At 41.8% G+C, this 23,735-nt stretch carries 28 protein-coding genes; 9 read left to right on the top strand and 19 right to left on the bottom strand.

The window, feature by feature from the left end; genetic code table 11:
- Window positions 1-93: 93 nt before the first annotated feature.
- From L0B18_RS15775 to L0B18_RS15760, 4 genes are read right to left on the bottom strand one after another with little or no spacing between them, the layout of a single operon-like run.
- Window positions 94-456 carry a DUF2200 domain-containing protein gene (locus L0B18_RS15775; protein WP_234572762.1) on the bottom strand — a complete coding sequence of 121 codons (363 nt, stop codon included), beginning with the start codon at window positions 454-456 and terminating at the stop codon, window positions 94-96.
- A 28-nt stretch (window positions 457-484) separates the two neighbouring features.
- Entirely contained in the window at window positions 485-937 is a 453-nt protein-coding gene (locus tag L0B18_RS15770) for an SRPBCC family protein (RefSeq protein ID WP_234572761.1), read from the bottom strand.
- The gene (locus L0B18_RS15765) at window positions 915-1,385 is read right to left on the bottom strand and encodes an SRPBCC domain-containing protein (RefSeq protein WP_234572760.1); all 471 of its coding nucleotides are present in this window, start codon (window positions 1,383-1,385) and stop codon (window positions 915-917) included. The genes L0B18_RS15770 and L0B18_RS15765 overlap by 23 nt, the downstream gene beginning before the upstream one ends.
- A gap of 9 nt (window positions 1,386-1,394) precedes the next feature.
- Window positions 1,395-1,709: an ArsR/SmtB family transcription factor gene (locus L0B18_RS15760; RefSeq protein ID WP_234572759.1), complete on the bottom strand. Its 315-nt coding sequence runs from the start codon at window positions 1,707-1,709 to the stop codon at window positions 1,395-1,397.
- Between the two features lie 158 nt (window positions 1,710-1,867).
- On the opposite strand from L0B18_RS15760, the gene L0B18_RS15755 reads away from it, so the two are divergent.
- The 4 genes from L0B18_RS15755 (at window position 1,868) to L0B18_RS15740 (ending at window position 7,254) form a co-directional block, all read left to right on the top strand.
- Window positions 1,868-2,317 (top strand): MarR family winged helix-turn-helix transcriptional regulator, encoded by a 450-nt coding sequence (locus L0B18_RS15755; protein ID WP_234572758.1) that lies wholly within the window; start codon window positions 1,868-1,870, stop codon window positions 2,315-2,317.
- Window positions 2,318-2,365: 48 nt separating this feature from the next.
- Window positions 2,366-3,457 (top strand): alkene reductase, encoded by a 1,092-nt coding sequence (locus tag L0B18_RS15750; protein ID WP_234572757.1) that lies wholly within the window; start codon window positions 2,366-2,368, stop codon window positions 3,455-3,457.
- A gap of 66 nt (window positions 3,458-3,523) precedes the next feature.
- Entirely contained in the window at window positions 3,524-6,769 is a 3,246-nt protein-coding gene (locus tag L0B18_RS15745) for a UvrD-helicase domain-containing protein (RefSeq protein WP_234572756.1), read from the top strand.
- A gap of 272 nt (window positions 6,770-7,041) precedes the next feature.
- Window positions 7,042-7,254, top strand: coding sequence for a hypothetical protein (locus L0B18_RS15740; RefSeq protein WP_234572755.1), 213 nt, complete (start codon window positions 7,042-7,044; stop codon window positions 7,252-7,254).
- A gap of 284 nt (window positions 7,255-7,538) precedes the next feature.
- Here L0B18_RS15740 and L0B18_RS15735 read toward each other — a convergent pair whose 3' ends face one another.
- The 4 genes from L0B18_RS15735 to L0B18_RS15720 all read right to left on the bottom strand — a co-directional run bounded on the left by L0B18_RS15735 (window position 7,539) and on the right by L0B18_RS15720 (window position 10,683).
- On the bottom strand, window positions 7,539-8,906 hold the full coding sequence (locus L0B18_RS15735) for an NAD-dependent succinate-semialdehyde dehydrogenase (RefSeq protein ID WP_234572754.1): 1,368 nt from the start codon (window positions 8,904-8,906) through the stop codon (window positions 7,539-7,541).
- Between the two features lie 298 nt (window positions 8,907-9,204).
- Complete coding sequence (locus tag L0B18_RS15730) at window positions 9,205-9,510, bottom strand: hypothetical protein (RefSeq protein WP_234572753.1); 306 nt, start codon at window positions 9,508-9,510, stop codon at window positions 9,205-9,207.
- 43 nt (window positions 9,511-9,553) lie between these two features.
- The gene (locus tag L0B18_RS15725) at window positions 9,554-10,060 is read right to left on the bottom strand and encodes a DinB family protein (protein ID WP_234572752.1); all 507 of its coding nucleotides are present in this window, start codon (window positions 10,058-10,060) and stop codon (window positions 9,554-9,556) included.
- A gap of 125 nt (window positions 10,061-10,185) precedes the next feature.
- Window positions 10,186-10,683 carry a DinB family protein gene (locus tag L0B18_RS15720; protein WP_234572751.1) on the bottom strand — a complete coding sequence of 166 codons (498 nt, stop codon included), beginning with the start codon at window positions 10,681-10,683 and terminating at the stop codon, window positions 10,186-10,188.
- A 184-nt stretch (window positions 10,684-10,867) separates the two neighbouring features.
- Here L0B18_RS15720 and L0B18_RS15715 point away from each other — a divergent pair, with 184 nt between their 5' ends.
- Window positions 10,868-11,122 carry an AbrB/MazE/SpoVT family DNA-binding domain-containing protein gene (locus L0B18_RS15715; protein WP_234572750.1) on the top strand — a complete coding sequence of 85 codons (255 nt, stop codon included), beginning with the start codon at window positions 10,868-10,870 and terminating at the stop codon, window positions 11,120-11,122.
- A 72-nt stretch (window positions 11,123-11,194) separates the two neighbouring features.
- Here the strand turns inward: L0B18_RS15715 and L0B18_RS15710 are convergent, their stop codons facing one another.
- The gene (locus L0B18_RS15710; RefSeq protein ID WP_234572749.1) at window positions 11,195-12,148 is read right to left on the bottom strand and encodes a helix-turn-helix transcriptional regulator; all 954 of its coding nucleotides are present in this window, start codon (window positions 12,146-12,148) and stop codon (window positions 11,195-11,197) included.
- 41 nt (window positions 12,149-12,189) lie between these two features.
- Window positions 12,190-12,582: a hypothetical protein gene (locus L0B18_RS15705; protein ID WP_234572748.1), complete on the bottom strand. Its 393-nt coding sequence runs from the start codon at window positions 12,580-12,582 to the stop codon at window positions 12,190-12,192.
- Window positions 12,583-12,777: 195 nt separating this feature from the next.
- Between L0B18_RS15705 and L0B18_RS15700 the strand changes: the two genes are divergently transcribed.
- A complete protein-coding gene (locus tag L0B18_RS15700; RefSeq protein WP_234572747.1) occupies window positions 12,778-13,866 on the top strand; it encodes a bifunctional transcriptional activator/DNA repair enzyme AdaA in 1,089 nt (362 codons plus the stop codon).
- 2 nt (window positions 13,867-13,868) lie between these two features.
- Here L0B18_RS15700 and L0B18_RS15695 read toward each other — a convergent pair whose 3' ends face one another.
- Entirely contained in the window at window positions 13,869-14,498 is a 630-nt protein-coding gene (locus tag L0B18_RS15695; protein WP_234572746.1) for a helix-turn-helix transcriptional regulator, read from the bottom strand.
- Between the two features lie 200 nt (window positions 14,499-14,698).
- Here L0B18_RS15695 and L0B18_RS15690 point away from each other — a divergent pair, with 200 nt between their 5' ends.
- Window positions 14,699-15,307: a superoxide dismutase gene (locus L0B18_RS15690; RefSeq protein WP_234572745.1), complete on the top strand. Its 609-nt coding sequence runs from the start codon at window positions 14,699-14,701 to the stop codon at window positions 15,305-15,307.
- Window positions 15,308-15,397: 90 nt separating this feature from the next.
- Entirely contained in the window at window positions 15,398-15,952 is a 555-nt protein-coding gene (locus L0B18_RS15685) for an NADPH-dependent FMN reductase (RefSeq protein ID WP_234572744.1), read from the top strand.
- A 34-nt stretch (window positions 15,953-15,986) separates the two neighbouring features.
- Here the strand turns inward: L0B18_RS15685 and L0B18_RS15680 are convergent, their stop codons facing one another.
- On the bottom strand, window positions 15,987-16,751 hold the full coding sequence (locus L0B18_RS15680; RefSeq protein ID WP_234572743.1) for a response regulator transcription factor: 765 nt from the start codon (window positions 16,749-16,751) through the stop codon (window positions 15,987-15,989).
- An 85-nt stretch (window positions 16,752-16,836) separates the two neighbouring features.
- Here L0B18_RS15680 and L0B18_RS15675 point away from each other — a divergent pair, with 85 nt between their 5' ends.
- Window positions 16,837-19,161, top strand: a complete 2,325-nt coding sequence (locus tag L0B18_RS15675; protein ID WP_234572742.1) for a TonB-dependent receptor — start codon at window positions 16,837-16,839, stop codon at window positions 19,159-19,161.
- A gap of 27 nt (window positions 19,162-19,188) precedes the next feature.
- Here the strand turns inward: L0B18_RS15675 and L0B18_RS15670 are convergent, their stop codons facing one another.
- The 7 genes from L0B18_RS15670 to L0B18_RS15640 form a co-directional block, all read right to left on the bottom strand.
- The gene (locus L0B18_RS15670; RefSeq protein WP_234572741.1) at window positions 19,189-19,731 is read right to left on the bottom strand and encodes a DUF1697 domain-containing protein; all 543 of its coding nucleotides are present in this window, start codon (window positions 19,729-19,731) and stop codon (window positions 19,189-19,191) included.
- 29 nt (window positions 19,732-19,760) lie between these two features.
- A complete protein-coding gene (locus L0B18_RS15665) occupies window positions 19,761-20,375 on the bottom strand; it encodes a DNA-3-methyladenine glycosylase family protein (RefSeq protein ID WP_234572740.1) in 615 nt (204 codons plus the stop codon).
- A 54-nt stretch (window positions 20,376-20,429) separates the two neighbouring features.
- Complete coding sequence (locus L0B18_RS15660; protein ID WP_234572739.1) at window positions 20,430-21,005, bottom strand: YdeI/OmpD-associated family protein; 576 nt, start codon at window positions 21,003-21,005, stop codon at window positions 20,430-20,432.
- Window positions 21,006-21,019: 14 nt separating this feature from the next.
- Window positions 21,020-21,421 (bottom strand): DUF3224 domain-containing protein, encoded by a 402-nt coding sequence (locus L0B18_RS15655; RefSeq protein ID WP_234572738.1) that lies wholly within the window; start codon window positions 21,419-21,421, stop codon window positions 21,020-21,022.
- Between the two features lie 216 nt (window positions 21,422-21,637).
- The gene (locus tag L0B18_RS15650; protein ID WP_234572737.1) at window positions 21,638-22,207 is read right to left on the bottom strand and encodes an ATP-dependent Clp protease proteolytic subunit; all 570 of its coding nucleotides are present in this window, start codon (window positions 22,205-22,207) and stop codon (window positions 21,638-21,640) included.
- Between the two features lie 188 nt (window positions 22,208-22,395).
- Complete coding sequence (locus tag L0B18_RS15645; protein ID WP_234572736.1) at window positions 22,396-22,881, bottom strand: helix-turn-helix domain-containing protein; 486 nt, start codon at window positions 22,879-22,881, stop codon at window positions 22,396-22,398.
- An 80-nt stretch (window positions 22,882-22,961) separates the two neighbouring features.
- Window positions 22,962-23,504 carry a dihydrofolate reductase family protein gene (locus L0B18_RS15640; protein ID WP_234572735.1) on the bottom strand — a complete coding sequence of 181 codons (543 nt, stop codon included), beginning with the start codon at window positions 23,502-23,504 and terminating at the stop codon, window positions 22,962-22,964.
- Window positions 23,505-23,735: the final 231 nt, after the last annotated feature.

Raw genomic sequence — 23,735 nt, 5'->3', positions numbered from 1 at the left:
CCCAGGAATTCTCAGGATTTTTTTGGATAGTTCCTTTGCTTATTTCTCGAGTTTCTGTTTCCATGCCGAAGGTAGAACAGAGCTTCAAAGTTTCTAATCCCGTAAAATTTTGTCCATCGTTTTTCCTCTTGCTAATTCGTCAATCATCTTATCCAGATAGCGAATTTCCCGCATCGTCGGTTCTTTGATGTCTTCAACCCGAACACCACAAACCACACCTTTGATTAACGATCGTGAAGGATTCATTTTGGGAGCTTCTTCGAAAAATGTCTCGAAATCCGTCTGATTTTCCAGCAGGGTTTCCAATTCTTTTTGGCTGTATCCCGTTAGCCATCGAATTATTTCATCCACTTCCTCTTTCGTGCGATCTTTTTTCTCTGCCTTGGCCACATAATGGGGATAGACACTTGCAAAGCTCATGGTATAAATTCGATGTTTTGTCTTTTCTGAATTCATGATATCAGCATTTTTTGATCTTGAAGGTTTAGAAAAAATATCGTTGCAGTATTTCAAGCATATATGTCCAGCCGGCTTTTGTACGCTCCGTATATTCCTTCCATTTTGGATCCATTTCATGTACAAGTGTTAATCGGCATCCGGTTTGGGTTGGCTCAATTTTGATGGTTACAATACTTTCATCGCCAGCTTCAACATTCACACCCCAGGTAAAAATCAGCAGGTCTGGCCGCTGAACTTTTCGGTAGGTTCCCACATGATTTATTTCCTCACCATCCCGTTTTACTACGTAGGAAAATTTCCCGCCTTTTTGTGGATTGTTTTCCAGTTTGATGATCTCTTCCTCGCGGATATCCGGGCCGAACATCCACTTGCTAAGCATATTTGTATCCAGCCAGGCATCGAAAACCTTTCCCGGTTCGGTATTGAACGGCTTGATAATTTCTACACGCGGAGGATTATTCATTAGGTTTGTGATCATTGATCAGGTTCAGGTTAATTCCAAACTCCAGGAAAGCTTTCATATTTGATAGTACCAACGCCCAGCCTTCAGTTTGTCCAGCAATCTCTTCGATTAAATGTGCATTTTTGGAATCAAATCCTCTTTCTACGACTCGAACAAAAGTCGTCTTGTCAGGTTTGGGTTCAAAGTAAATATCGACGGTTCTTACATCCGATTCGTTTTCACCGCTCGGCCACTGGAATTGAATGAGTTGATGTTCTTTCATCTCAGTAACGTGGATGGTGGCGGCAAATCCAAACTGTCCCCATGTCCATTCCACAGTTTTGCCGGCTTCAAGTTTTGAGCTTCCCTCAGTAAACCAAAACTTTGATGTAATTTCGGGATTTGCCAGGGCTTCAAAAACCTCATGAACCGGTTTTCGGATAAGCATTTCAGATGTAGCGATAAGTTTATCTTTTTGGGTCACGGATCAAAATTATGTGTTGTTTTCTTCATCCAATAATGCTTCAAGGGCATCCAGTTTTTGGGTCCAAAACTTCTGGTATTTACTCGCCCAGTCCGATACTCTTTTGAGTTTCCTCACATCGGCTCTGCAGTATCGTTTTCGTCCTTTTTTTTGAATAACTACAAGCCCACACTCATCCAAAATTTTGATGTGTTTGGAGATGGCCGGTCGGCTGATTTCAAAATGGTCGGCTACTTCATTCACCGGGAGAGATTGATTGGCAATCAAATCAATAATTTCTCGTCGTGTGGGATCCGCTATGGCCTGGAATACATCTCGCTGCATAGATTGCAAAGTTAAATAAGTAACTGGTTGGTTACGAATATATATGTAACCGTATAGTTACGCAAATAAAAATTTTTCTTAGATAGTATGTTGGGTACAAATCATTTATTTGTTACAACAAATTTTGTTTTAACTATGAAATAATGTACTATTGATTCATGAAAATTGAGGATGCCATACAACAGCGAAATTTTGATAGTCCGCAGGCAAAAGCGTGGATGAATATGATTTATACCTATAATCAATTGACAGATCAGGTAAATCAGGCATTTAAGCAGTTTGAAATTACATCTCAGCAGTATAATGTTTTGAGAATCCTGCGGGGAAGAAAAGGTAAGCCTGCTTGTTGTGGCGAAGTAAAAGAGGTGATGTTGGACAAAAATCCTGACCTCACCCGGCTGAGTGACCGGCTCATTAAAAAAGGATTAATCGAACGATCTGTCAATGAACTGAACAGACGGGAAGTACAATTAACGATCACTCAACAGGGTTTGGATCTTTTAGATTCAATGGAGCCGATACTGAAAAGGCATAATCAATTTTTGAAAAATCTGTCTGATGCGGAAGCCGATCAACTTTCAAGTTTGCTGGAGAAGCTAAGGCAGTAATTTTTTTTATTAACATTTGTTTGAACAAATTAAGTCATAACACTTATTATGGAAATTAAAACTCAAGTCTCACTTTTTGAACCGTTAAAAACTGAAAATCTTGAATTAAGTAACCGAATTGCAATGGCGCCAATGACACGATCCAGAGCGATAGGAGCCATTCCGAATGATTTAATGGCTACTTATTATGGTCAGCGTGCATCGGCAGGGTTGATTATTTCTGAAGGCGTGGCGCCCTCACCTAATGGGTTGGGATATGCCAGAATCCCGGGAGTTTATAATAATGAGCAGGTAAATGGCTGGACAAGGATTGCCGATGCAGTTCACACTAAAGGTGGTAAGATTTTTATGCAGCTTATGCATACCGGGAGAATTACTCATCCTGCAAATCTGCCGGATAGTGCAAAAGTGGTAGGGGCATCAGCGGTTCGTGCGAATGCTGATATGTGGACGGATGAATCAGGAATGCAGCCATTACCTGAACCTGAAGCAATGTCCGAAGACGAAATCAGGAAAACCATCGATGAGTTTGCCGTAGCGGCAAAAAATGCCATTAGGGCCGGATTTGACGGAGTGGAACTGCACGGGGCAAATGGATACCTGCTTGAACAGTTTTTGAATCCGGAAGTGAATGTCAGAACGGATCAATATGGAGGCAGTATCGAGAACAGAATCCGGTTTGTTGTTGAAGTGGCAGAATCTGTTGCAAACGCCATTGGGACAAATAAAACAGGAATCAGGCTTTCGCCATATAATACATTTAACGACATGCCGGCGTATGATGAGACATTTGATACATACGTGAGGCTAACAGAAGAATTGAATAAACTCGATATCGCATACATTCATTTGGTTGAAGCTGCGTCCAGAAATCAGGAGAAAGGTCCGGAATTGTTAAGCCGTATTCGTGAGCAATTTAATAACCTGGTGATTGCCAACGGTGGTTACAATCGCGAATCTGCCGAAGAGGTTTTGGAAAGTGGACGCGCAGATCTTGTTTCATTTGGGGTTCCGTTTATCTCAAATCCGGATCTGCCGAGAAGGTTCAAAGAGGAGATTCCACTTAATCAACCCGATAAAAGTACATTTTATTCAGCAGACGAAAAGGGATATACGGACTATTCATTTTCAGAAAATTAAGCCCAAAGAGATTTGTAACTTTATGATCCAATACCCATTTTCGTGTAGATAAAATCACGCGAAATTATGCGGTATATTGCCGATCTGCACGTACATTCTCATTACTCCCGGGCTACCAGTAAAGACCTGAATCTCGAATCCCTTTATCAGTGGGCGAAGATTAAAGGAATTAACGTGGTTGGTACCGGCGATTTTACCCATCCGGAGTGGTTTGCCGAGCTGAAGGAAAAACTTCAACCGGATGGGAATGGTTTTTTTATTCTGAAGGATCCGCCCAAAGATCCTGCGATTCCGGGCATCAAAACGCATGATATTGATGTGCGATTTTGCCTGACCACAGAAATCAGTTCAATCTATAAACATGGCGATCGGGTTCGGAAGAATCACAATCTGGTTTATGCGCCGAATTTGGAGACTGTGGCTCGAATTAATCATAAACTGTCTACAATTGGAAATCTGGAAGCTGATGGTCGACCGATTTTAGGATTGCCGTCAAGAGATCTTCTGGAGATTGTCTTGGAGACTTCGGATCGGGCTTACTTGATTCCGGCTCATGTCTGGACACCGTGGTTTTCTACTCTTGGTTCAAAAGCCGGCTATGATAGCATAGACGCTTGCTTTCGGGATTTAACGGATCACATTTTTGCAATTGAAACCGGACTTTCTTCTGATCCTGCAATGAATGGAAAAGTCAGCGGCCTGGATCGGTTTACACTCATTTCCAACTCCGATGCACACTCTCCATCCAAACTCGGGCGGGAAGCGAATTTGCTGAATACTGAACTCAGCTACGATGCCATGTTCGAGGCTTTCAAATCAGGTATTGGATTGTCCGCGACATACGAATTTTATCCCGAGGAAGGAAAATATCATCATGATGGGCACCGGAAATGTGGGATTTCGTTTGATCCGAAAGAGACTGAAAAGTACAACGATATCTGTCCGGTTTGTGGAAAGCCATTGACCGTTGGTGTTCTTCACAGAGTGGAAGAGCTGGCGGATCGGGATGAGACGATAAAGAGCTCAGGTTTTGAATACATCATTCCTTTGCCGGAAGTGTTAGGCGAAATTGAGGGAGTCGGCCCAAAGACCAAGACGGTTACCAGAGAATTTCAAAAGGTGATTTCTACCTTTGGGAATGAGTTTGATCTGATGCGAGAAATACCTGTCGAGGATATTCAAAAAGGAGGAGGGCCTGTTCTGGCCGAGGCGGTGCGAAGAATCCGAACAAATGAAGTGACCCGGAACCCTGGGTTTGATGGTGTTTTTGGTGAGATCAAAGTGTTCAAAGAAGGAGAGATCGATCGCATCCGGGGGCAGATGGGATTTTTTGGTCTGGATGAATATCGGGTGGAAAAAGAATCGAAAGTGGCCGAGTCAAAGATTGAATGGGAGGAGACAGAAGAGGAGAGAGTGGAGTCATCCGGTCTGAATAAAGAACAGGAAAAAGTTCGAAAGGCACTGACCGGCGCAACACTTGTGAAGGCCGGACCGGGAACAGGAAAAACGCATACGTTGATCGAATGGCTGGTTCATCAAATAGAATCTGGCAATGCGAAACCAGGTGAAATTGTGGCGGTCACGTTTACGAATAAATCGGCAGATGAATTACGAAATCGATTAGTCAAACGGATCGGAGATCAAGCAAAAAAGATTGCCGCGGGAACGTTTCATGCACTTGCCTGGAGATGGCTTCGAGAGTTCAATTCCAGACTTGATACACTCTACGATTCTTCCAATCGACGAATGATTTTGCGGATGCTATTTCCCGATTTGAAACGGGCTGATTTAAGTAGCTTGAACGATGATTTAGTGGCTTATCTGGAACTTGGAAAACCGGTATCAAAAGAGAGCTTGTCGATGATTAATCAGTACAAAAAATACTGCGAGAAAAGAGGGGCAGTTGACCTTTCAGGATTAATACGAATGCTTGTCGAAAAGCTACGTGAAGAGCCGGTATTTCTGAATACAATAAGGCGCAAATATCGGGTTTTGGCAGTTGATGAATTCCAGGATATTAATCCCATTCAGTACGAACTGATTAGCTTGTTGGGAAAGAATCAAACCGTTCTCGCAATCGGCGATGCCGACCAGTCGATTTATGGATTTCGTGGCTCAGATGTAAATCTCTTTTTTGAATTTTTGGATGATTTTCAGGCGAATGAAATTTCACTGATCAGGAATTACAGATCGTCTAAAAAAATTATAAATGGATCTTATAACCTAATCATCAACAATAAATTAAAGAGTGGACTTAAAATAATTCCAGATAAAAAATCTGAAGGCTTGATATCTGTACATGAAGCTGGAAATCCATTTAAAGAGGCTGATTTTATACTGGATCAAATCAACAAATATGTAGGCGGAACCGAGAGTCTGACGTCGGGCAAACATACCGATTCCGAATACAGTTATGGCTTCAATGATATAGCCATTTTATTCCGAACACACTCGGTCGGCGAAGCTATTTTTAAGTCTGTTTTGAAATCAGGAATTCCGGTTCATTATGGTGATGGAAGTTCCTTTCTTTCTGAGCCTCCATTTACCATTGTGAGTCATCTTTTGAAGCTATGTTTGAACCCAGATGACTCCATCATATTGAGTGAACTTTTAGAGGAAAATTACAATTGGAATCAGTCTCAAATTCAGTCGTTGATCAAGTCATTAAATACGGATGAAGCGACTCTTTTTGGAAGTGATTTCGAGGAGCTTCTGGATGAAGATTTGAAGGCTGATCTGGAAGATTTAAAAACGGTTTTCAAATCAATTTCTGAAAGTCTTGGGAGTGAGAAAATCGCAGAAGCTATAGTGAAAATTTGTGATCATTATTTACCTGATGAGAAACTCTCCGATCCAGATTCTCTGAAGAAAGAAACCCTGATCGAACTGGCAGAAGAGTCCGATGGAGACGTTGAAGATTTTTTCGAACAGATGCAGTTGAATCCGTATACCGATGCTGGCCGACTCCAATCAGATGGCATTCATCTGCTGACATTTCACGCCGCCAAAGGACTCGAATTTCCGGTAGTATTTATTGTCGGAGCGGAAGAGGGAATCACTCCATTGGATCGTGACGGAATTGACATTGAAGAAGAACGGCGACTATTCTATGTAGCGATGACCCGTGCCGAAGATGAACTACAAATCACATCATCAAAAGAGAGAGTGATTTACGGTGAGAAAGTTGGTAGGCAACCGTCACGATTCATTTCTGAAATTGGAGATTCAATCATCACAAAAATTGAATCTAAACAATCCTCAAATTCAGGTAAACCATCAGATTCAAAGAATAAACAGTTGGGACTTTTTTGAGGTATAGGTATGATAAGAAATCGCAAACGTCACATCGAGCACAGCGTAACGAAGTGAAGCGAAGACGAGATGTCCTCGCTACTAAACCACGAGGTCTCGTCTTTGTTCGATCACAGTGTTCTCCTCACTTTGCTCAAAATGACGTTAATTTTTTAATCAAAACAACACTTTGTCTGGGAATAGGTTGTATTTAAGATTGTAGAAATGTATTGTCTATCTATTAGTACAAACCGATTCTATCTCATTTTAAGTTTCAAAACAACTATTTCATCATGTTAAATTTCATTACTGGGCTTTTAATAGATTTAAGTTTTTTTGGCGGAATTATTCTGTCTGTGATGAGTTTCTTCAATCGATATAAACAACACCGATTCAAATTACTCACGGTGGGGCTAATTCTTGTAACAATTGGAATCATCTTCTTAGATACTTCGGCTATTTCTGAAGCCTTTCAAAAAGGCAGGGAAGCAGCAATGAGTATGTGATAAAAGGATTGGCATTTTTCAAAGTAGGGTGTCTTTTTTACGAAGCTTCATCACAGACAAGCACAACGAGGTGAATTGAGGAAAACTACTCGGTCTCGCCTTCGTTCGGTCACATTGTTCTCTCACTGCGCTCGACCTGACGCTTTGAACCTCTCCGTCACATCAATCGCAATGGAACAGAGTGGAATGAAGTCGAGAAGTCTGCAATGGCAGCGAAAGAGTTTTCGACTTCGTCCCGATCAAAAGCAATCGGGACTGCGCTCAAACTGACGTGTTATCAAAACTTAAGCTACATAAACCGTCTTCAAATTCACAAATTCGCGAATTCCCTGTTTTGAAAGTTCACGTCCGTAGCCACTCATTTTGATTCCTCCAAAAGGTAATCGCGGATCAGACCGGACAAACTCATTTACAAAACAGCAACCGGCCTCTAATTTCTCGGCAGCAATTTTTCGTCCTTTTTCTACGTCTTGAGTGAAGACCGCGGCTCCTAAACCATATTTAGAATCGTTCGCCAGTTCGATGGCATGCTCTTCATCTTCTGCTTCAATAATCGCGGCAACCGGCCCAAAAATTTCCTCATCAAAAGCGGGCATTCCTTTTTTAACACCCGTTAAAATTGTGGCCGGATACCAAGCTCCATCTTTGTCCGGAATTTCACCACCCAGTGTACATGTGGCTCCTGCTTCAATACTTTTTTGAACTTGTTCATGGATGTCATCCCGAAGATCTTCACGAGCCATCGGCCCGAGCTTGGTATTTTCATCTGACGGATTACCCATTTCAAATGTTTTCATCTGCTTCGTGAAAAGATTGGTAAACTCGTCAATAACACTTTTTTCAACTATAAAACGTTTTGCGGCGATGCAACTTTGTCCGCTGTTAATCATTCGGCTGGTCGCACAGGTTTTGGCAGTTTCTTCGAGATCTGCATCCGCCAGAACCACATACGGATCGCTGCCTCCTAATTCGAGAACGGTTTTCTTGATCATCTCACCGGCTTTCTTTGCCACGGCACTTCCTGCATATTCACTTCCCGTAAGAGTGGCTGCTTTTATCGCGGGATGTTCCAAAAGGGTGGGAATTTGATCGCTATTCATCAACAGATTTTGGAAAACGCCTTCAGGATAGCCGGCATCTGTAAAGAGTTTCTCGATAGCCTCTGCACATTGCGGTACATTGGAAGCGTGTTTGAGTACACCCGTATTTCCAGCCATGGTAGCCGGCGCGGCAAACCGGAAGACCTGCCAGAATGGAAAATTCCACGGCATCACGGCGAGGACAACTCCCAGCGGATTGTAAGCGAGAAAACTTTCGGAAGCATCCGATTCAACAGGTTCTTCGGATAGAAAATTCTCTGCATTCTCCGCATAAAAATCACAAACCCAGGCGCATTTTTCAGCTTCGGAAATTCCTTCTTTGATCGGTTTCCCCATCTCCAGTGTCATCAGTTTGCCAAGTTCTTCTTTCCGATCTCTGAGAAGTTCACCTACTTTTTTGAGCAGCTCCGCTCGTTCAGAGAATGAGGTTTTCTTCCAGGATTGAAAGGCGCTGTCGGCTTTTTCAATTGCCTTATTTATATCAGCATCCGAAAGTTCATCGAATGTTTTAATTTTTTCACCGGTTGCTGGATTTATTGTTTCGTAAGCCATGATTGATTCCTCAAAATGAGTTTATCAGGTAATTCGTATTTTGTAAAAGTACAACAAATAGGCTAACCTATTCTGTTCTAAACACTTTTCAGTTCATTTCAAAAACAGGAAGAAATGAATGATCGTTTATCCACCACACTTATTTAGTAGGATTCCAGGGATTTTTGTTCCTTCCTGAAGTGAAAATGTTTTGGATTTGAATGTTAAGGAAGATAACTCAACATTTGCGAATGCGAGTTTGATCTGAAGACGATTGTGAATATGATGTGACTTTTAAAATTCAAGCAGAACGCTCAATTTATTGAATTTTTTCTCCCTTATACATGAAAGCAGACTGGATAGATGATTCTTTCAGATGCATAAATTTCTTTCGCTCTTCATCTTTTTTGAAGTTTTCAAAATCCGATTCGGCATCGAATTCTACCAGGTGGACTTCATAAGGTGCATCCATTTCTTTCTCAATAATTTCATCAGGATTGGGCCTGATTCTTAATAAAAGTCGCCCATTATATTTGGAAATGATCGGAATGGCATGCTTCTCAAATTCGTGAAAAACTTCTTCTTTTCCCTTTTTTATAAAAATCAGTTGTGTTATGTAAATCATTGTATCCTAAATGGTTTTCAGAAACGCAAATGATAGCACTTAATCAAACCATTTCATACACGTACAGAATATAGTCAGTCGGGACACCGGCGTGTCCCTGCTGACGAATCATCGCCGTAATATTTCCCCGATGATACGTTCCGTGATTTACAACATGCAGAACCAAATCTGCAATAGTCGTTTTAAGTTTTCCGTATCGGGGATGTTCAATTTCAATGTCTGCATCCAGATCATCCTGCTCCTCAAAAAATGATTTGTAGCGATCTGTATTTTCAGAATAAAGCTTCACGATTTGATCAAGGTCAGGATCCTGGCTTTTTACTTTAATCTCTTTGATCACTTCCATGGTTTGCGAAAACGGCGCACCAGACATCACCGAAAGCCACATGGCATCTACTTGATAGATATGTATTAGTACTTCTTTTATGGAAGAAAAGACACTTTTGATTTCCTGGTCAAATACGGCATCCGGCAGTTCTTTCAGGTGATTGAAGATTCTATCGTTTGCCCAATTGTGATACTCGTATTTCCTTGTGGTTTGATTTTTCATAATGAGTGATGTTTAATTGTCATTGTGAACGGAGTGAAGCCCCGAAGGGATCCCTACGGGGCAATCTCCTTCTGATAAAAAAGGGGATTGCTTCGTCGGGAAAACATTTCCGCATTGATGGAAAATTACCGCTCCCAGAAATGAGGAGGTTCAATTCCGAGCGACCGAAGGTACACATATCCTTGTCCGCGATGGTGAATTTCATTGTCAATGAAGTAAAGCAGGTGCCACCAGGTTTGGCCTTCCCATGCACCGAAAGCTACGTCTTTTTCCTGGAGCCTGCCTTCCGGAATTTGCTCCCAGTATTGGTTGATCTGTACGGTGCTCCAGTCCCACAGTTCAAGGAGTTCCTGTTTGGTTTCAGGTTTTTTGGAATCAGAACCAGCAACTTCTCCAAACTTTTCCCATGTACCGGTTGCGATTCCTTGAGCGCCTGGCGCAGCCATATGAATCATTTCCATAACCATTTCAGAAAAAGGTCTCATACCGCCGATAGAATGGTTAAATAGTTTATCTTCAGGGAACGCTTCAATAGTTCGCCGGGTGAGACTTCTGTGCCCCTGCCAATGCTGTAAAAGTTGCTCTTTTGTAATTGTGATACTTGGTTTGATGTTGTTTTCCATTGTTTTTTAAATTGTGTTAACTGGTTGAAAGACAAGGTAAAAACAGCTACTGACAACCCTATGTCAAACAGGTCCGAGAAATTTTATTTTTTGAATGAATACATAAAAGTAGACTGATTTCCGGTAAATCTTTTTTATTTTTTGAAGTTTTATATCCTTACTCTTAGTAAGAAATGTAAGAATTATGGCTACAGCAACAATCACCTCAAAGGGACAGGTTACCATACCTAAAAAAATCAGGGATAAATTGGGTTTGCAGGCGGGTGATCATTTAAATTTCGATATAGATTCGGAAGGAAAAATTGCAATACAGCCGGAAAAGAAAGATACTGATACTGCCTTTGGAATTCTTCAAAGAGACAACCAGGAGACACTTACGATAGAAGAGATGGATAGCGGGGTTGCTGAATATTTCAAAAAGAAATATAAAGCAGAATGATAGGAGCTGATACTAATTTAATCGTACGATTTTTGGTAAAAGATGAAGAGACTCAGTACTGAAAATATTTTTTCAGGTATGATGCTGATGAAGCTGATCCACAAATTCTCTCATCTTTTTCTTTGCTTCATCACATTTTTGGATGGTCATTTTATTTCCCCACATCAGTAGCCAGCGGCACAAATACGAAACGGATGATGTTAAGAAAGTCATTTCAATTCCACCATCTACGGAACGTTCCCATGCCCATCCATGCCAATATTTCTGATCACCAACATAGCTGGCATATTCTGCTTCAAACCAGACAACGACTTCTGTCAGCTCTCTTTCTTGGTGAAGATTCCGATCATAAAAGTTCTTCAGAGAGTGTCCGGTTGGTTGTCTGATTTGAATGCCGGTGGTTTTAAATTTATCAAACCTGTCGAGCCGAAACATTCTGTAATCTTCCCGTAATCTGCACCAGGCGGCCAGGTACCAATGGCTTCCCATCAAAAGAAGCCCCAAAGGTTCAACTTTTCGAGTAGTTCTTTTTTGCATATGCGGGGAGCGGTATTCAATTTCGATGATTTCTTTTTTGAAAATTGCGTTCTGCAAGAATCCAAAAATTCGTTCATCAGGTTTCGGAAAATTCACATTCTGATATTTGAATGTTTGAATCCGTTCATCCAGTACTTCAAAATATTCTTTTTCATCAGGCGGAAGAATAGACCGGATTTTATCGAGGGCGGAGAGATACGATTTTCCCAGTTCTGTTTGATTCCATTTTCGCATGAGCCGTTCACCGGCCAGGAGGGAAGCAGCTTCTTGTCTATTAAACATCACGGGAGGAAGGTGATACCCTTTTACGATGTAATAACCCTCGCCCGGTTCAGAACCAATAGGAACTCCTGCTTCCTGAAGAGCAACTAAATCGCGATAGACGGTCCGCTCGCTGATTTTGTATCGGTCAGACAATTCAGCAATAGAAACTCGCTGGCGTCCCTGGAGGAAAATAATAATGGCGGTAAGTCGGTCGATTCGGTTCATGCTAATAAGCAGCTTTCATCCTCTAATGAAAGTCGGCTAAATTAGGGACATTTGCCAGAATCGGTTGGGCGGGTTTCTATGATTTCTGTAATATCAAATTCTCTGTCGTATTCAGTAAGCCAGCCTTCGTATTTGCCTTTTTTACTGGGTATGCCTTTTGCCTTCACAAACACTCTATATGATTCCGCATCACTCAGAGCCTCCCGAATGGGGGCAAACGTCTCTTCAGTAAGGAGTGGCCGCCAGGATTCCTCTTCATCAATACATGGATGAAACCACGAATCCTCGATTCCCTGAAGATAAATACCTTCATAAACCCCTTCTTTATTACCCTCAATTTTATTGTCACTATTAATGAGGTTGCATGACGATATCACTATCGCCAAAAAACTAAAACCGATTATAAACAGGGTGTGAGATTTGATAGGATTCATAACGTTTTTCGGGTATAGCTTACATTTGGAGTTGTTTCTTCGATTACACTCGAAGTTTATAGAATACCTATTCCAAAGAAGTTTTATCATGCACGTCAAACAAAAAAATCAATGACAATTTATCGGTGGAAATGTTTTCTTTGAGTGTTATACCTTTTAACAGAGGTCATAACTAGATCAAAAATATATGAGTTTATGTTAGAAGAATTGCCATCACGTCAAATAATGTATCACGCATTGGTGAAGAAGGACCCCTCGTTTGAAGGGATTTTTGTGGTGGGTGTAAAGACCACCGGGATTTTTTGCCGCCCAACTTGCCCGGCCCGGAAACCGAAATTGGAGAATGTAGATTTTTTTTCATCCGCCAAAGAAGCACTGGATTCTGGTTATCGGCCGTGTAAACGCTGCAAACCATTGGAAGCCAAAGGAGAAACACCGGATTGGATTGATACCATTCTTCGTGAAGTGGATGAGGATGTTACAAAAAAATGGACGGACGAAGATATTGAAGAACTGGACATTAATCCGAACCGATTGCGCCGATGGTTTAAAAAACATCACGGAACTACTTTTCATGGATATGTGAGATTGAGGCGATTGGGAAATGCGCTCGGCCAAATCAAACATGGCGAAAATACTACACAGGTAGCGTATGAGCATGGGTATGAATCTTTGAGCGGATTTAGAGAAGCAATGAAAGAGCTCACCGGAAAACCCGTTCAAAAAGGTAAGGATACGACCGTCATCCATGTAAACCGGATCACAACACCACTTGGCCCAATGCTGATTGGTACTACTGAAAAAGCTCTTTGTCTGCTTGAATTTATTGACCGAAGAATGCTTGAAACCCAATTGCAAAGATTGCAAAAATACTACAATGCCACTTTTGTTCCCGGTTCAAACGAAATAACGGAACAGACTTCACAGGAGGTAGAAGAATATTTTGATGGGAAGCGCAAAGAGTTTACAGTTCCGTTGGATGTGCCCGGCAGTGATTTTCAACAAAAAGTGTGGAATCAGTTGATGACCATTCCGTATGGAAAAACCAGATCGTACAAAGAACAGGCCATTGCTATTGGAAATCTGAAAGCTATTCGAGCTGTAGCCACTGCCAATGGCGATAACCGCATTGCCATTATTATTCCCTGCCACCGGGTGATTGGAAGCGACGGATCCCTGACCGGTTACGGAGGCGGGCTTTGGAGGAAAAAATTTCTACTCAATTTAGAGAGGTCAAACCTGGAAGAAATTACAGAATCAAGCGGACAGACGTCTATGTGGTAATGTTATTTTGGGGTGATTTTATAGGTACATCTCCGTTCACCCGATACAATATGTTCAGTTCGTTCTACTTTAACGTCTTGCCCTAACACGAAATTAAAAGAGAGAAGCTCAGCCTTGCAGAAACCCTGGCACGCTTTGGCAGCAGAACAAATGGGACAGTGGTTTTCCACGAATAGGAAATAGCCATCTTCTTTTTCATACTCGGCCATATATCCTTCACGGGTACGTATTTCAGCTAATTTCGCAATGCGATTTTCAAGATTGTCAGTATTATCAATCTCCTGAGAGTATCGGGAGCGCATGGCTTGCTGATGCCGTTCTATGACCTGGTCCACGGCTTGTTCTCCCAACGTTTCACGCATCATATTTATGAGGTTGGCCGTGAGTTCTGCATGGGTATTGGGAAACCGGTTATGGCCTTTTTGGGTGAGTGACCATATTTGTTTGGGGCGGCCTCTGCCTTTAGCAACTGATCTGGATTTGAGGAGCCCTTCTTTCTCCAATTTTAATAAATGGAACCGGGCGCCTTCGGTCGTAACTCCCATAGCACTTGCAATGCCAGAGATAGAAGTAGGTCCCTGATACTTTAAAATCTCAAGCGCCTTTTCATTTTCCGGGAGATAGGTTTCCATATTCAGAAGCAGTTTAACATTAACTTCACTATAAAATACTTAATTGCGAATGTGAAATAAATCAATAAGCGTATTTAGAGTGGAGAAATAATCTATAATAATGATAAGAAATATTTATCATAATAAACAAAGTATTTATTTTGTTTATTAGCAAAACTTGCTACCTTAATAACTGAATCGAAACTAAAGAACAAACAATTATGAGTTACGAATTACCCAAACTTCCGTATGACTATAATGCCCTGGAACCTTCCATTGATGCAAAAACGATGGAAATTCATCACACCAAGCACCACCAGGGTTACACAACCAAATTCAATAACGCTATAGAAGGAACAGATCTCGAAGATCAGGCGATCGAAGATATTTTTAGTTCTGTTTCAAGCCATTCCACAGCTGTAAGAAACAACGGTGGCGGATTCTACAATCACTCTCTTTTCTGGAGTATTTTGGCGCCAAATGCCGGTGGAACTCCAACAGGGGATCTGGCCGAAGCTATCGATAATGCCTTCGGTTCTTTTGATGCTTTTAAAGAAGAATTTGCTGCAGCTGCCGGAAGCCGGTTTGGTTCAGGATGGGCATGGCTGATCGTAAATGCCGGCGGCGACCTGGAGATTACCTCTACACCCAACCAGGATAATCCACTTATGGACGTAGCCGATGTACAAGGAACACCTATTCTTGGCCTGGATGTTTGGGAGCATGCATATTACCTGAACTACCAAAACAGACGCCCGGATTACATTTCATCGTTTTGGGATGTTGTAAACTGGGATCAGGTTTCAGAAAATTATAGTGCTGCTAAATAAAGCAGTCCCACGCGAGCAGGGTTGCCATTGAGGTTTTGGCAGCCCTGCCATATAATATTCTAAATAAATTTGTCAAAATAAGTTATTGTAATGCTTCTCTTTAACGGTTCTCTTCATAATCATGAAGATTCATTCTATTCCATGGTTCATAAACATGTTCAAGAACAATGTGAAGAAAATGGACTTTCAGTAAAACACGTTGATCTTTCAGGTAAAAAACTTCCCATCTTTGATCCGTATGATCAAACAGCTACTGACGAAGTGAACCAAATTCTTGAAGCGTTTACAGCCGAAGATCTGCAGATTTGGATGTCTCCGTTATATCATGGAAGTATTCCCGGTGTGATGAAAAATGCGTTGGACTGGCTGCAACTGACAAGCAAAGACACCCCATCTTATCTCACCGATAAAAAAATTGGATTGATCTGTATTTCTGATGGCACGTTTGGTATTCAGGGAATCAACACGATGATTTCAATCGCTCATACACTGCGGGCCTGGGTACTTCCGTATTCTATTCCCATCAATAAGCTGGAAGCCAGGATGAGAGATCCGAATCATCTGCCGGCCGACTATCAGAATAAAATTAATCTGATGGTTCAGTTGATGAAAGAAGAGGATCAGAAATTGTCTCAACAACAATAGAGAATGCTCCGGCAGAAAGGCCGGTAAATTCGGATTACCTCAAAATTCCCATTCTCGAAGCCAGCTGAATGGCTTCTGCCGTATTGGTGACATCCATCTTTTCGATAATATTCTGGCGATGTGTATTCACTGTGTGCACGCTGATATGCAGCTTATCCGCAATTTGTTTACTGACGTTTCCTGTGGCTATCAGGTGAAGAACCTCTTTTTCGCGATTGGTCAGTTCAAACAATGAAGTTACTTCGGCAAATGAAATAATCTCACCGGTTTTGTGATTCACCAGCCGGCTGCTCATCGGTTCATTTACATTTTGATTGGATGAAACATCCACGATCGAAAGCGCAAGCCAGATATTTCCCTGTGGATCCGTTTCCAGAATTTGATGCTCTTCCGTCATTCTCATCCATTCATTTTCAGGGGTTTCAATTCGGTAGTCGTTTACCAATTTAAAATCTTTCAACTGGGCATCTTTTGTATTCATGGCCAATTTCAGGAAATAATATCCGGCCTCCATTGCAATAAGCAAATCATCAGGATGCATCAGCCGGTCAAATCCTTCCACTCCTTCGTGTTTATGATCGGGTAAGCCCAGCCTCTCACGGTACGAAGGAGAAATGTAGACATGTGTTTTTCGATTCATATCAAACACAGAAATCGCCGATTTCCCAATTCTATCCAGATTTTCGAGGGTTGGACGGATTTTGTCCAGAACGCTGTAATCCAGCTCATTCTCATCAAAAGAAATACTGTTCAGCAGGTTGAGATATTTTTGTTGGACTTGCTGGAGTTTGGATGACATAAATACTGATTAATCAGGATTGAAGCTCAGTCTACTTTCTACCGAAATTTAAAATCACGAAGAGTTAAGAAAAACATCTACCTGAATGAAACGAATTTTTTATTCAATTTTCAGCCTTATCATTTTAGTATTTCCGGTGATTACTTCAGCACAGGTTCCGACTCAAACCATTCGAGGACAGGTAACCGATGAAGCATCCGGGGCTTCCATTCCCGGAGTAAGTATCATTCTCATCGATTCCGATCCATTCAAAGGCACAACGACGGATGCGAACGGAGAATTTCGATTGACAAACGTACCGGTTGGGCGGCAGTCCATTCGATTTTCTTTTGTGGGATATGAAACTCAGTTGGTTCGGGATATTATGGTTTCATCGGCAAGAGAAGTTGTTTTGAATATTGCTCTTCGAGAATCAGTAACTGAAATGGATGCATTGATTGTTCAGCCCGACCAGGTAAAAATTGAGCCGATCAACCCGATGGCATTCAACAGCGCACGGCAACTCGGCATGGAGGAAGCTTCCCGTTATGCCGGTGGATTTGATGATCCTGCGCGGCTGGCGTCTTCGTTTGCCGGGGTTACGGGAAATCTGGGTGATAATGCCATTGTCATTCGCGGAAATGCCCCGAAGGGAATGCTGTGGCAGATGGAAGGAATATCGATTCCAACTCCAAGCCACTTTGCCAATGTTGTAACCATCGGCGGTGGAGGAATCACTGCTCTCAGTAGTTACATGCTGGGAAATTCCGACTTTTATACCGGAGCCTTTCCCGCAGAATATGGAAATGCACTCTCGGGCGTATTTGATCTGAACATCCGTAACGGGAATAATCAGCAATTTGAACATGCCTTTGAAGTCGGGACGATTGGTGTGGATGCCGCCTCTGAAGGGCCGATAGGAAATGGCGGAGCTTCGTACTTATTTAATTACAGGATTTCATCATTTTCGTTGATTTCACCTCTGCTTCCGGAAGACGCCGGGGAGATTATGTATCAAAATTTTTCGTATAAAGTAAACGTGCCGACAACAAAAGCCGGGACATTTACACTTTGGGGACTTGGAGCCAATGACCGCTCCGGAACATCGCCTGAAGAATCGCCGGAGGAGTGGATATATAATCAGGATCGTGAGGATAGCGAAAGTCCCACCAGGTTTGGAGCGATTGCCCTCAGCCACAAATTGTTAATTGGAGAGAATGCTTTTCTGACAACAGATGTGGCTGCCACAGGTAACGGTTTTAAACGTAAAACAGAACGATACACCGATGATGCCACTCAATACTATCAGCATGATTTCATCAAAAATGAATCCGGAAAACTGACGGCCAAATCGATTCTGAGTAATAAGTTTGGTCCGCATCACTCGCAGAGAATTGGAGTAATCGTAAACCGGTTGGGATATAACCAGGTGATCCAGGAAACGACAGGACCGGATGAACCACTGCAAACCTATATCGATGAAACGGGCCACAGTTACCAGGCTCAGATTTTTTCGCAATCGAAAATCAGTTTTGGCAGATTTGATATTACGGGAGGTTTGCATTTTCATCATTTTGAATTGACGAATTCCAACTCTGTTGAGCCAAGAATCGGCGTGCAATATCAGGTGGGTTCAAACTCATGGAGTTTATCATATGGCAGGCATTCACAAATTGAGCCTTTGTCGTTTTATTTTTCTGATCCCGAAAACCGCAACCTCGATCTTGCCAAAGCCGATCATTTTGTAGCGGGATTCACTCATTTGTTCAACCAGAATTTCAGAATGAATCTTGAGGTATATTATCAAAACCTGTTTGACGTGCCGGTAGTCCCGGATTCCAGTTACTCCGTTCTGAATCTCGACAACGACTGGTTTTTTGATGACAGACTTGAAAACGATGGAAAAGGCCGGAATTATGGTGTTGAAATTACTCTTGAGCGGTATCTTTCAAACGGTTGGTATGGACTTCTGACAGGTTCGGTTTTTAAATCAGAATACAGGGGAGGAGATGGCATTTGGCGGAATACAAGATTTGACCGGGGTTATTCATTTGTACTCCTCGGCGGAAAAGAGTGGGAATTGAGGCGTAGAAACCGAGTTCGGTTTTTGAGTGTAAACGGCCGGATTAATTTGTCCGGAGGAAAACGATATTCTCCTGTGGATGCGGAAAAATCTCAAATAAAAAGAGAGGTGTTTTATGATGAAACGAGAGCATTCTCTGAACAGGAACCGGATGTTTTCTATGCCGATGTAACGGTTGAGTATCGAATCAATAGGCAACAAACCAGTTCTGTCTGGTCACTCCAAATGATTAATGTAACGGCTCAAAAAGAGTTTTATGGATATCGTTACAATCTTCAGGAGAATTCTATTGATGAAGAAAAAGAACTGATTTTGATCCCGAATATCAGTTATAGAATTGAGTTTTAGAATTTATCTCTTTCTCGTTCAGAGAAGCTAATCCGCAGCCATTTCATAAATCCGGTTCACGCTTCTCCAGTTTCGGCCGGTGCCCGGAATGCCAATTATTTTTTCAACAAATGCGTTTGAAAAATTTACCTTTTGATCCGTTTTTTTATCAATCAGGCTGAAAAGTTCGCCATTTAAAAACTCAAATCTTTCGATATCGCTGGTCAATGCTGCCAGTTCTTGTTGCTTATTCTCCGATGGCGGTTCAAGAAAAAAAGTAACGTAAAGCATAAACGGATCTTCATCCTGACCATCAAACGGATTCTTCTCAATCAGGTTTTTCAGTTGCTCTCTGGTTCGAATCATAACGGGCACGTCATGGCCGAAATCCGACAAAATCTGCTCCTCGATGGATTTGCTTAAGTTGCGGGCATCCGTTTCTTCAGAATCAAAAATTACATTTCCGCTTTGGATGTAGGTTTGAATACTCGTGAATCCCATCTTTTTCAACATCTCGCGAAGATCCTGCATCTTGATTTTTCGATAGCCGCCAACGTTAATGGCCCGTAACAGTGCGATATATGTAGTCATGTGCTTTTAACGTGATTAATCTGATTTTTTTAATCGGGAATGGTGTCTTGATATTTCCACATGTAGAGTGCAAGATATGATCGGTATGGTGCAAAACGTTCAGCCGTTCGAATCGTTTTTCGTCGACGGCTGGTAAGCTTTTCCAGTGTTTTTCTTGCGGCGAGATCGCCATCAGGCCAGATATCTTCATCGCCGAAATAGAAAATGGAAATCATATCTGCCGTCCAACGGCCTACGCCCCAGAGAGATGTAAGACGATCTGTCCTGCTTTTATAATCCATAAATTTCAATTCGCAGGCCTCAAGCCCCCCGTTTCGAGAGACTTCAGCGATGCCACAGATGGCCCGGGTTTTCGCTTTGGATAATCCGCAGGTATGCAGCAATTCCACATTTTGGTCGTGGAAAAAATCGGTCAGTGGAGTTTCGTTGGCTGCTTCAAGTACGCGGCCCCAAATAGTTCGCGCAGCTTTAACGGAAAGTTGTTGTTGCGCAACCGATCTGCATAAGCGATGGGCTAGAGGTTCCGAATTTTCAACCGGTAATTCCTGAACACCAACGGTTGTTATGGCATTGGCCAGGTTCGGGTGCAACTCTTTTGCCGTTTCAATAAAAAAATGGTGAATTTCTTTCTCGGGTTTATTCATAATGAAGAATAAACCGAATTCTGAGTTCTTTAAAAAATAAGTTCAGAATATGATCTAACTCTGAAAGAGCGGAATTTTCTGTTGATTTTCACAAGACTCAATCAGGATCCTGAGTCGTCTTTGGCGGGTATCTTCACGTTTGGCACTCATCACCCAATGGATGGATATTCGTGTATAGCTGGGAGCAAGTTCTTCGAAGAATGTCCATGCTTCTTTGTTTTGCCGGATTTTATCCTCATACTCTTTCTTTAGTTCGAAATCCTCACTTTCATAAGAGGCTTGCCTCGAACTTTTTTTGTCTCGTTTTTCATAGACTTTCAAGCCGGGCTTCATCATTTTTCCCTGTTCGACCAGTTCTTTCATCATCTGAATGTTTTTAGCACTCCAGAGACTCTTCGGTCTTCGGGGAGTAAAACGGATTTTGTAGCTTTCTTCATCAATTGATTTTCGAAGGCCGTCAATCCAGCCAAAACAGAGTGCTTCACGTACAGACTCTTCCCATTGAATGCTGGGTTTTCCGGTTGCTACTTTATAGTAGCCAATCCATTGTGCATCTGCTTTATCGTGGTTATCCTCCAGCCAGTTCCGAAAGAGGTCCGGAGATTCAAAAAAGAGGATATCATCAGGCATATTTTGGAGAGGAATTAGCTCTCAGTAAATTCATAGAGCAATTTAAAGATTGTTTGATCATCAGTAGCTTCGTAATGTCCCTTTCCGGAAATGCCTTCCAGCTCGCCGGTTCCGGAGTGCGGAATGATTTCAAATGTGGATTTGGCTTCGCCATCTTCATGCGTTCCGGTATGATTCAAAATAAAGCTACCTGATTTGCCTTCAAGTTCTCCAATAATTTCTTCAAAGCCAACAAACTTACTGAAATCATTTCGGAATGTTGTCATCAAATATTCAATGGTACTCGAAGCCTCAAGTGCGCCTGAGTACGATTGTGTAACGCTGGCTCGGTGGAGTTGCGGGCCCTCTTTAGATTTTGAGAATTCAGTTTCATCCCAGCTTTCAATTTTAAAAGTACATTCAATTTGAGAACTCATAACAACACCAAATTAGTTGATGATTAGGTATAGATGATTGTAAACGTCTGTTTTCAGTTGATGAAAAGTGTACTGATAAGCACATCAATCTTCAGGTTTATGAAAACAACTGTTGATAATCCGTTAACTCTGAAATGAAAATCATGTTTCTTACAATCTTATCTTATTTTTGTATACCGTAATAAAAACAGTGGTTTATACAATTATGTAATCCTATTATTTTATGTCTGATATTTTTTCGATGATCGTTCCGACAAGTCCGTAATCCTTCGCTTCGGTTGCAGTCAGCCAGAAATTTCGTTGGGTATCCCGTTCAATTTTATCGAGTGGTTGGCCGGTTCCATTTGCAAATATTTCGTTGAGCCGTCGTCTCATTTTCACAATCTCTTCGGCTTCAATGGCGATATCACTTCCACTTCCCCGAACACCGCCTGCCGGTTGATGCAATAAGAATCGGGTATTTGGCAGGCAGTAACGATCTTTTTGAGGAACGGATACGTAAATCAAGGCTCCGGCGCTGGCCACCCAGCCATTGCCAACAATTCGAACCTTTGCGTCGATAAAACGGATGATGTCGTGAATGGAATCACCGGACTCCACATGTCCACCCTGGGAATGAATAAAAAGGGTGATCGGATCATTTGATATTGAAGCGAGTGCCAGCAATTGTGAACTAATGTTGCCAACCAGCTCCTGTGTAATTTCTCCATTGATCATCAAAATCCTCGACCGGAAAAGACGATCGGCAACTGTAAATTGAAAGGAGAGACGTTTATTGTTTTCCATAATTCAGCTTCTTTTAGATTGAAGAAAAACTGAATGTAGAATCTATGAAAAGCAGATGATTGTAAAATATTGCAGAATTGCAGTTAACAGTGATCAGTTACAAATAAACAATCAAAAAAGTTGATAGCTAACATTGTCTTTTAAAACCTCTGCTACCTGCTACCTGCTACCTGCTACCTGCTACCTGATCAGTTTTTATTTTTAAAATTCTTCTCCTGATATTCCTTCGGCGTTTGCCCGGTCGCCTCGCGAAAAGCTTTATTCATATGGCTTTGGTCGTAGAACCCGGATTCCACAGCTGCCTGTCCGGGTGACATTCCATCTTCCAGTAATTTTTTAACGTTTTCAATTCGTTTATGAACCAGGAATTTCCACGGGGTCGTCCCTTCTTCTTTTTGAAATCCACGAATAAGCTGATATTTACTGAGTTCAATTTCATCAGCCAGTTTATTCAAACTCAAATCTTCTGTCAGGTGCTGCTCGATGTAGATAATCACCTTTCCGACTTTATCTTTGAGAATAACATCGGAAGGCAACCGCCATTCTTTTCTGTTTTCATCATCCGAAGAATCTGAAAAAGAGTGAGGTGTTATACCGGCTTCAAAAAGAACAGAGTATAAATGATGTACGAAATTCGGGTAGGTGCGACGATTAATTTTATGGATTTTCAGCATATCAGATAATTAAGGGCACATTTTAAAATTTACATCAGGATTTCTATCCTGAACTCTTCACAAATCCTGCAAAATATCTTTTACTCCTGGACAATGTAGCGGGTTTGAATGAGTTGGTCTGCAAAAGAATGAGATTCAACCAGTTTCAGGGGAATATCCCGGTTGGTTGGGCCAAAGAGCGGGATGCCGGTTCCGATCAAGACCGGAATGGTTGTGATGGTTATTTCTTCAATTAACCCGGCATTCAGAAATCCCTGGATCGTTTTGCCGCCGTCTATGTACAAATTGTGATACCCTTTTTCTGCAAGCTTTTCCACAATCTCTTTGGGTTCTCCGGATAGTTGAGAAACTGTTTTGCTGAGTTTCTCCGGTATTTCTACACCACGGTTCGTCAATACAAAAACCGGCATATCTCCATAGTACCATTCGTCAAAACTGAGAACGAGTTCGAAGGAGTTCCGTCCCATAACCAGGGCGTCAATACTTTTGATGAAGTCGTTGTAACCGTAATCTTCTCCTTCTTCAGATTCGGTATCAGGAATGGGAAGCCAGTCAATTCCGCCATCTTCACGCGCGATAAATCCATCGAGGCTGGTGGCTATAAATACAGATCGTTTAGACATTTTTTTTGAATTGGGTTGAGGAGCCATTTGAGAGAGTAATATAATCGGAGTATTACAGATTGGAAATAGTATATCAAAAGAGTTCAGGACGGGTCTGCATTTATTTAATCAATCTCGACAAATTTACCTGGCTTATGGTTATTTACAATTGCAGGCAATTTCTGTATCAAGGGAAGCAAATCTTCATAGGTATTTGTCACAGCTTTTAGTAGTGGTTTTGACGACAAACTC

This window comes from Rhodohalobacter sp. 614A (assembly GCF_021462415.1).
Taxonomy (GTDB): domain Bacteria; phylum Bacteroidota; class Rhodothermia; order Balneolales; family Balneolaceae; genus Rhodohalobacter.
The sequence above is the reverse complement of the archived record's forward strand: the minus strand, read 5'-3'. Positions and strand labels throughout refer to the sequence as shown.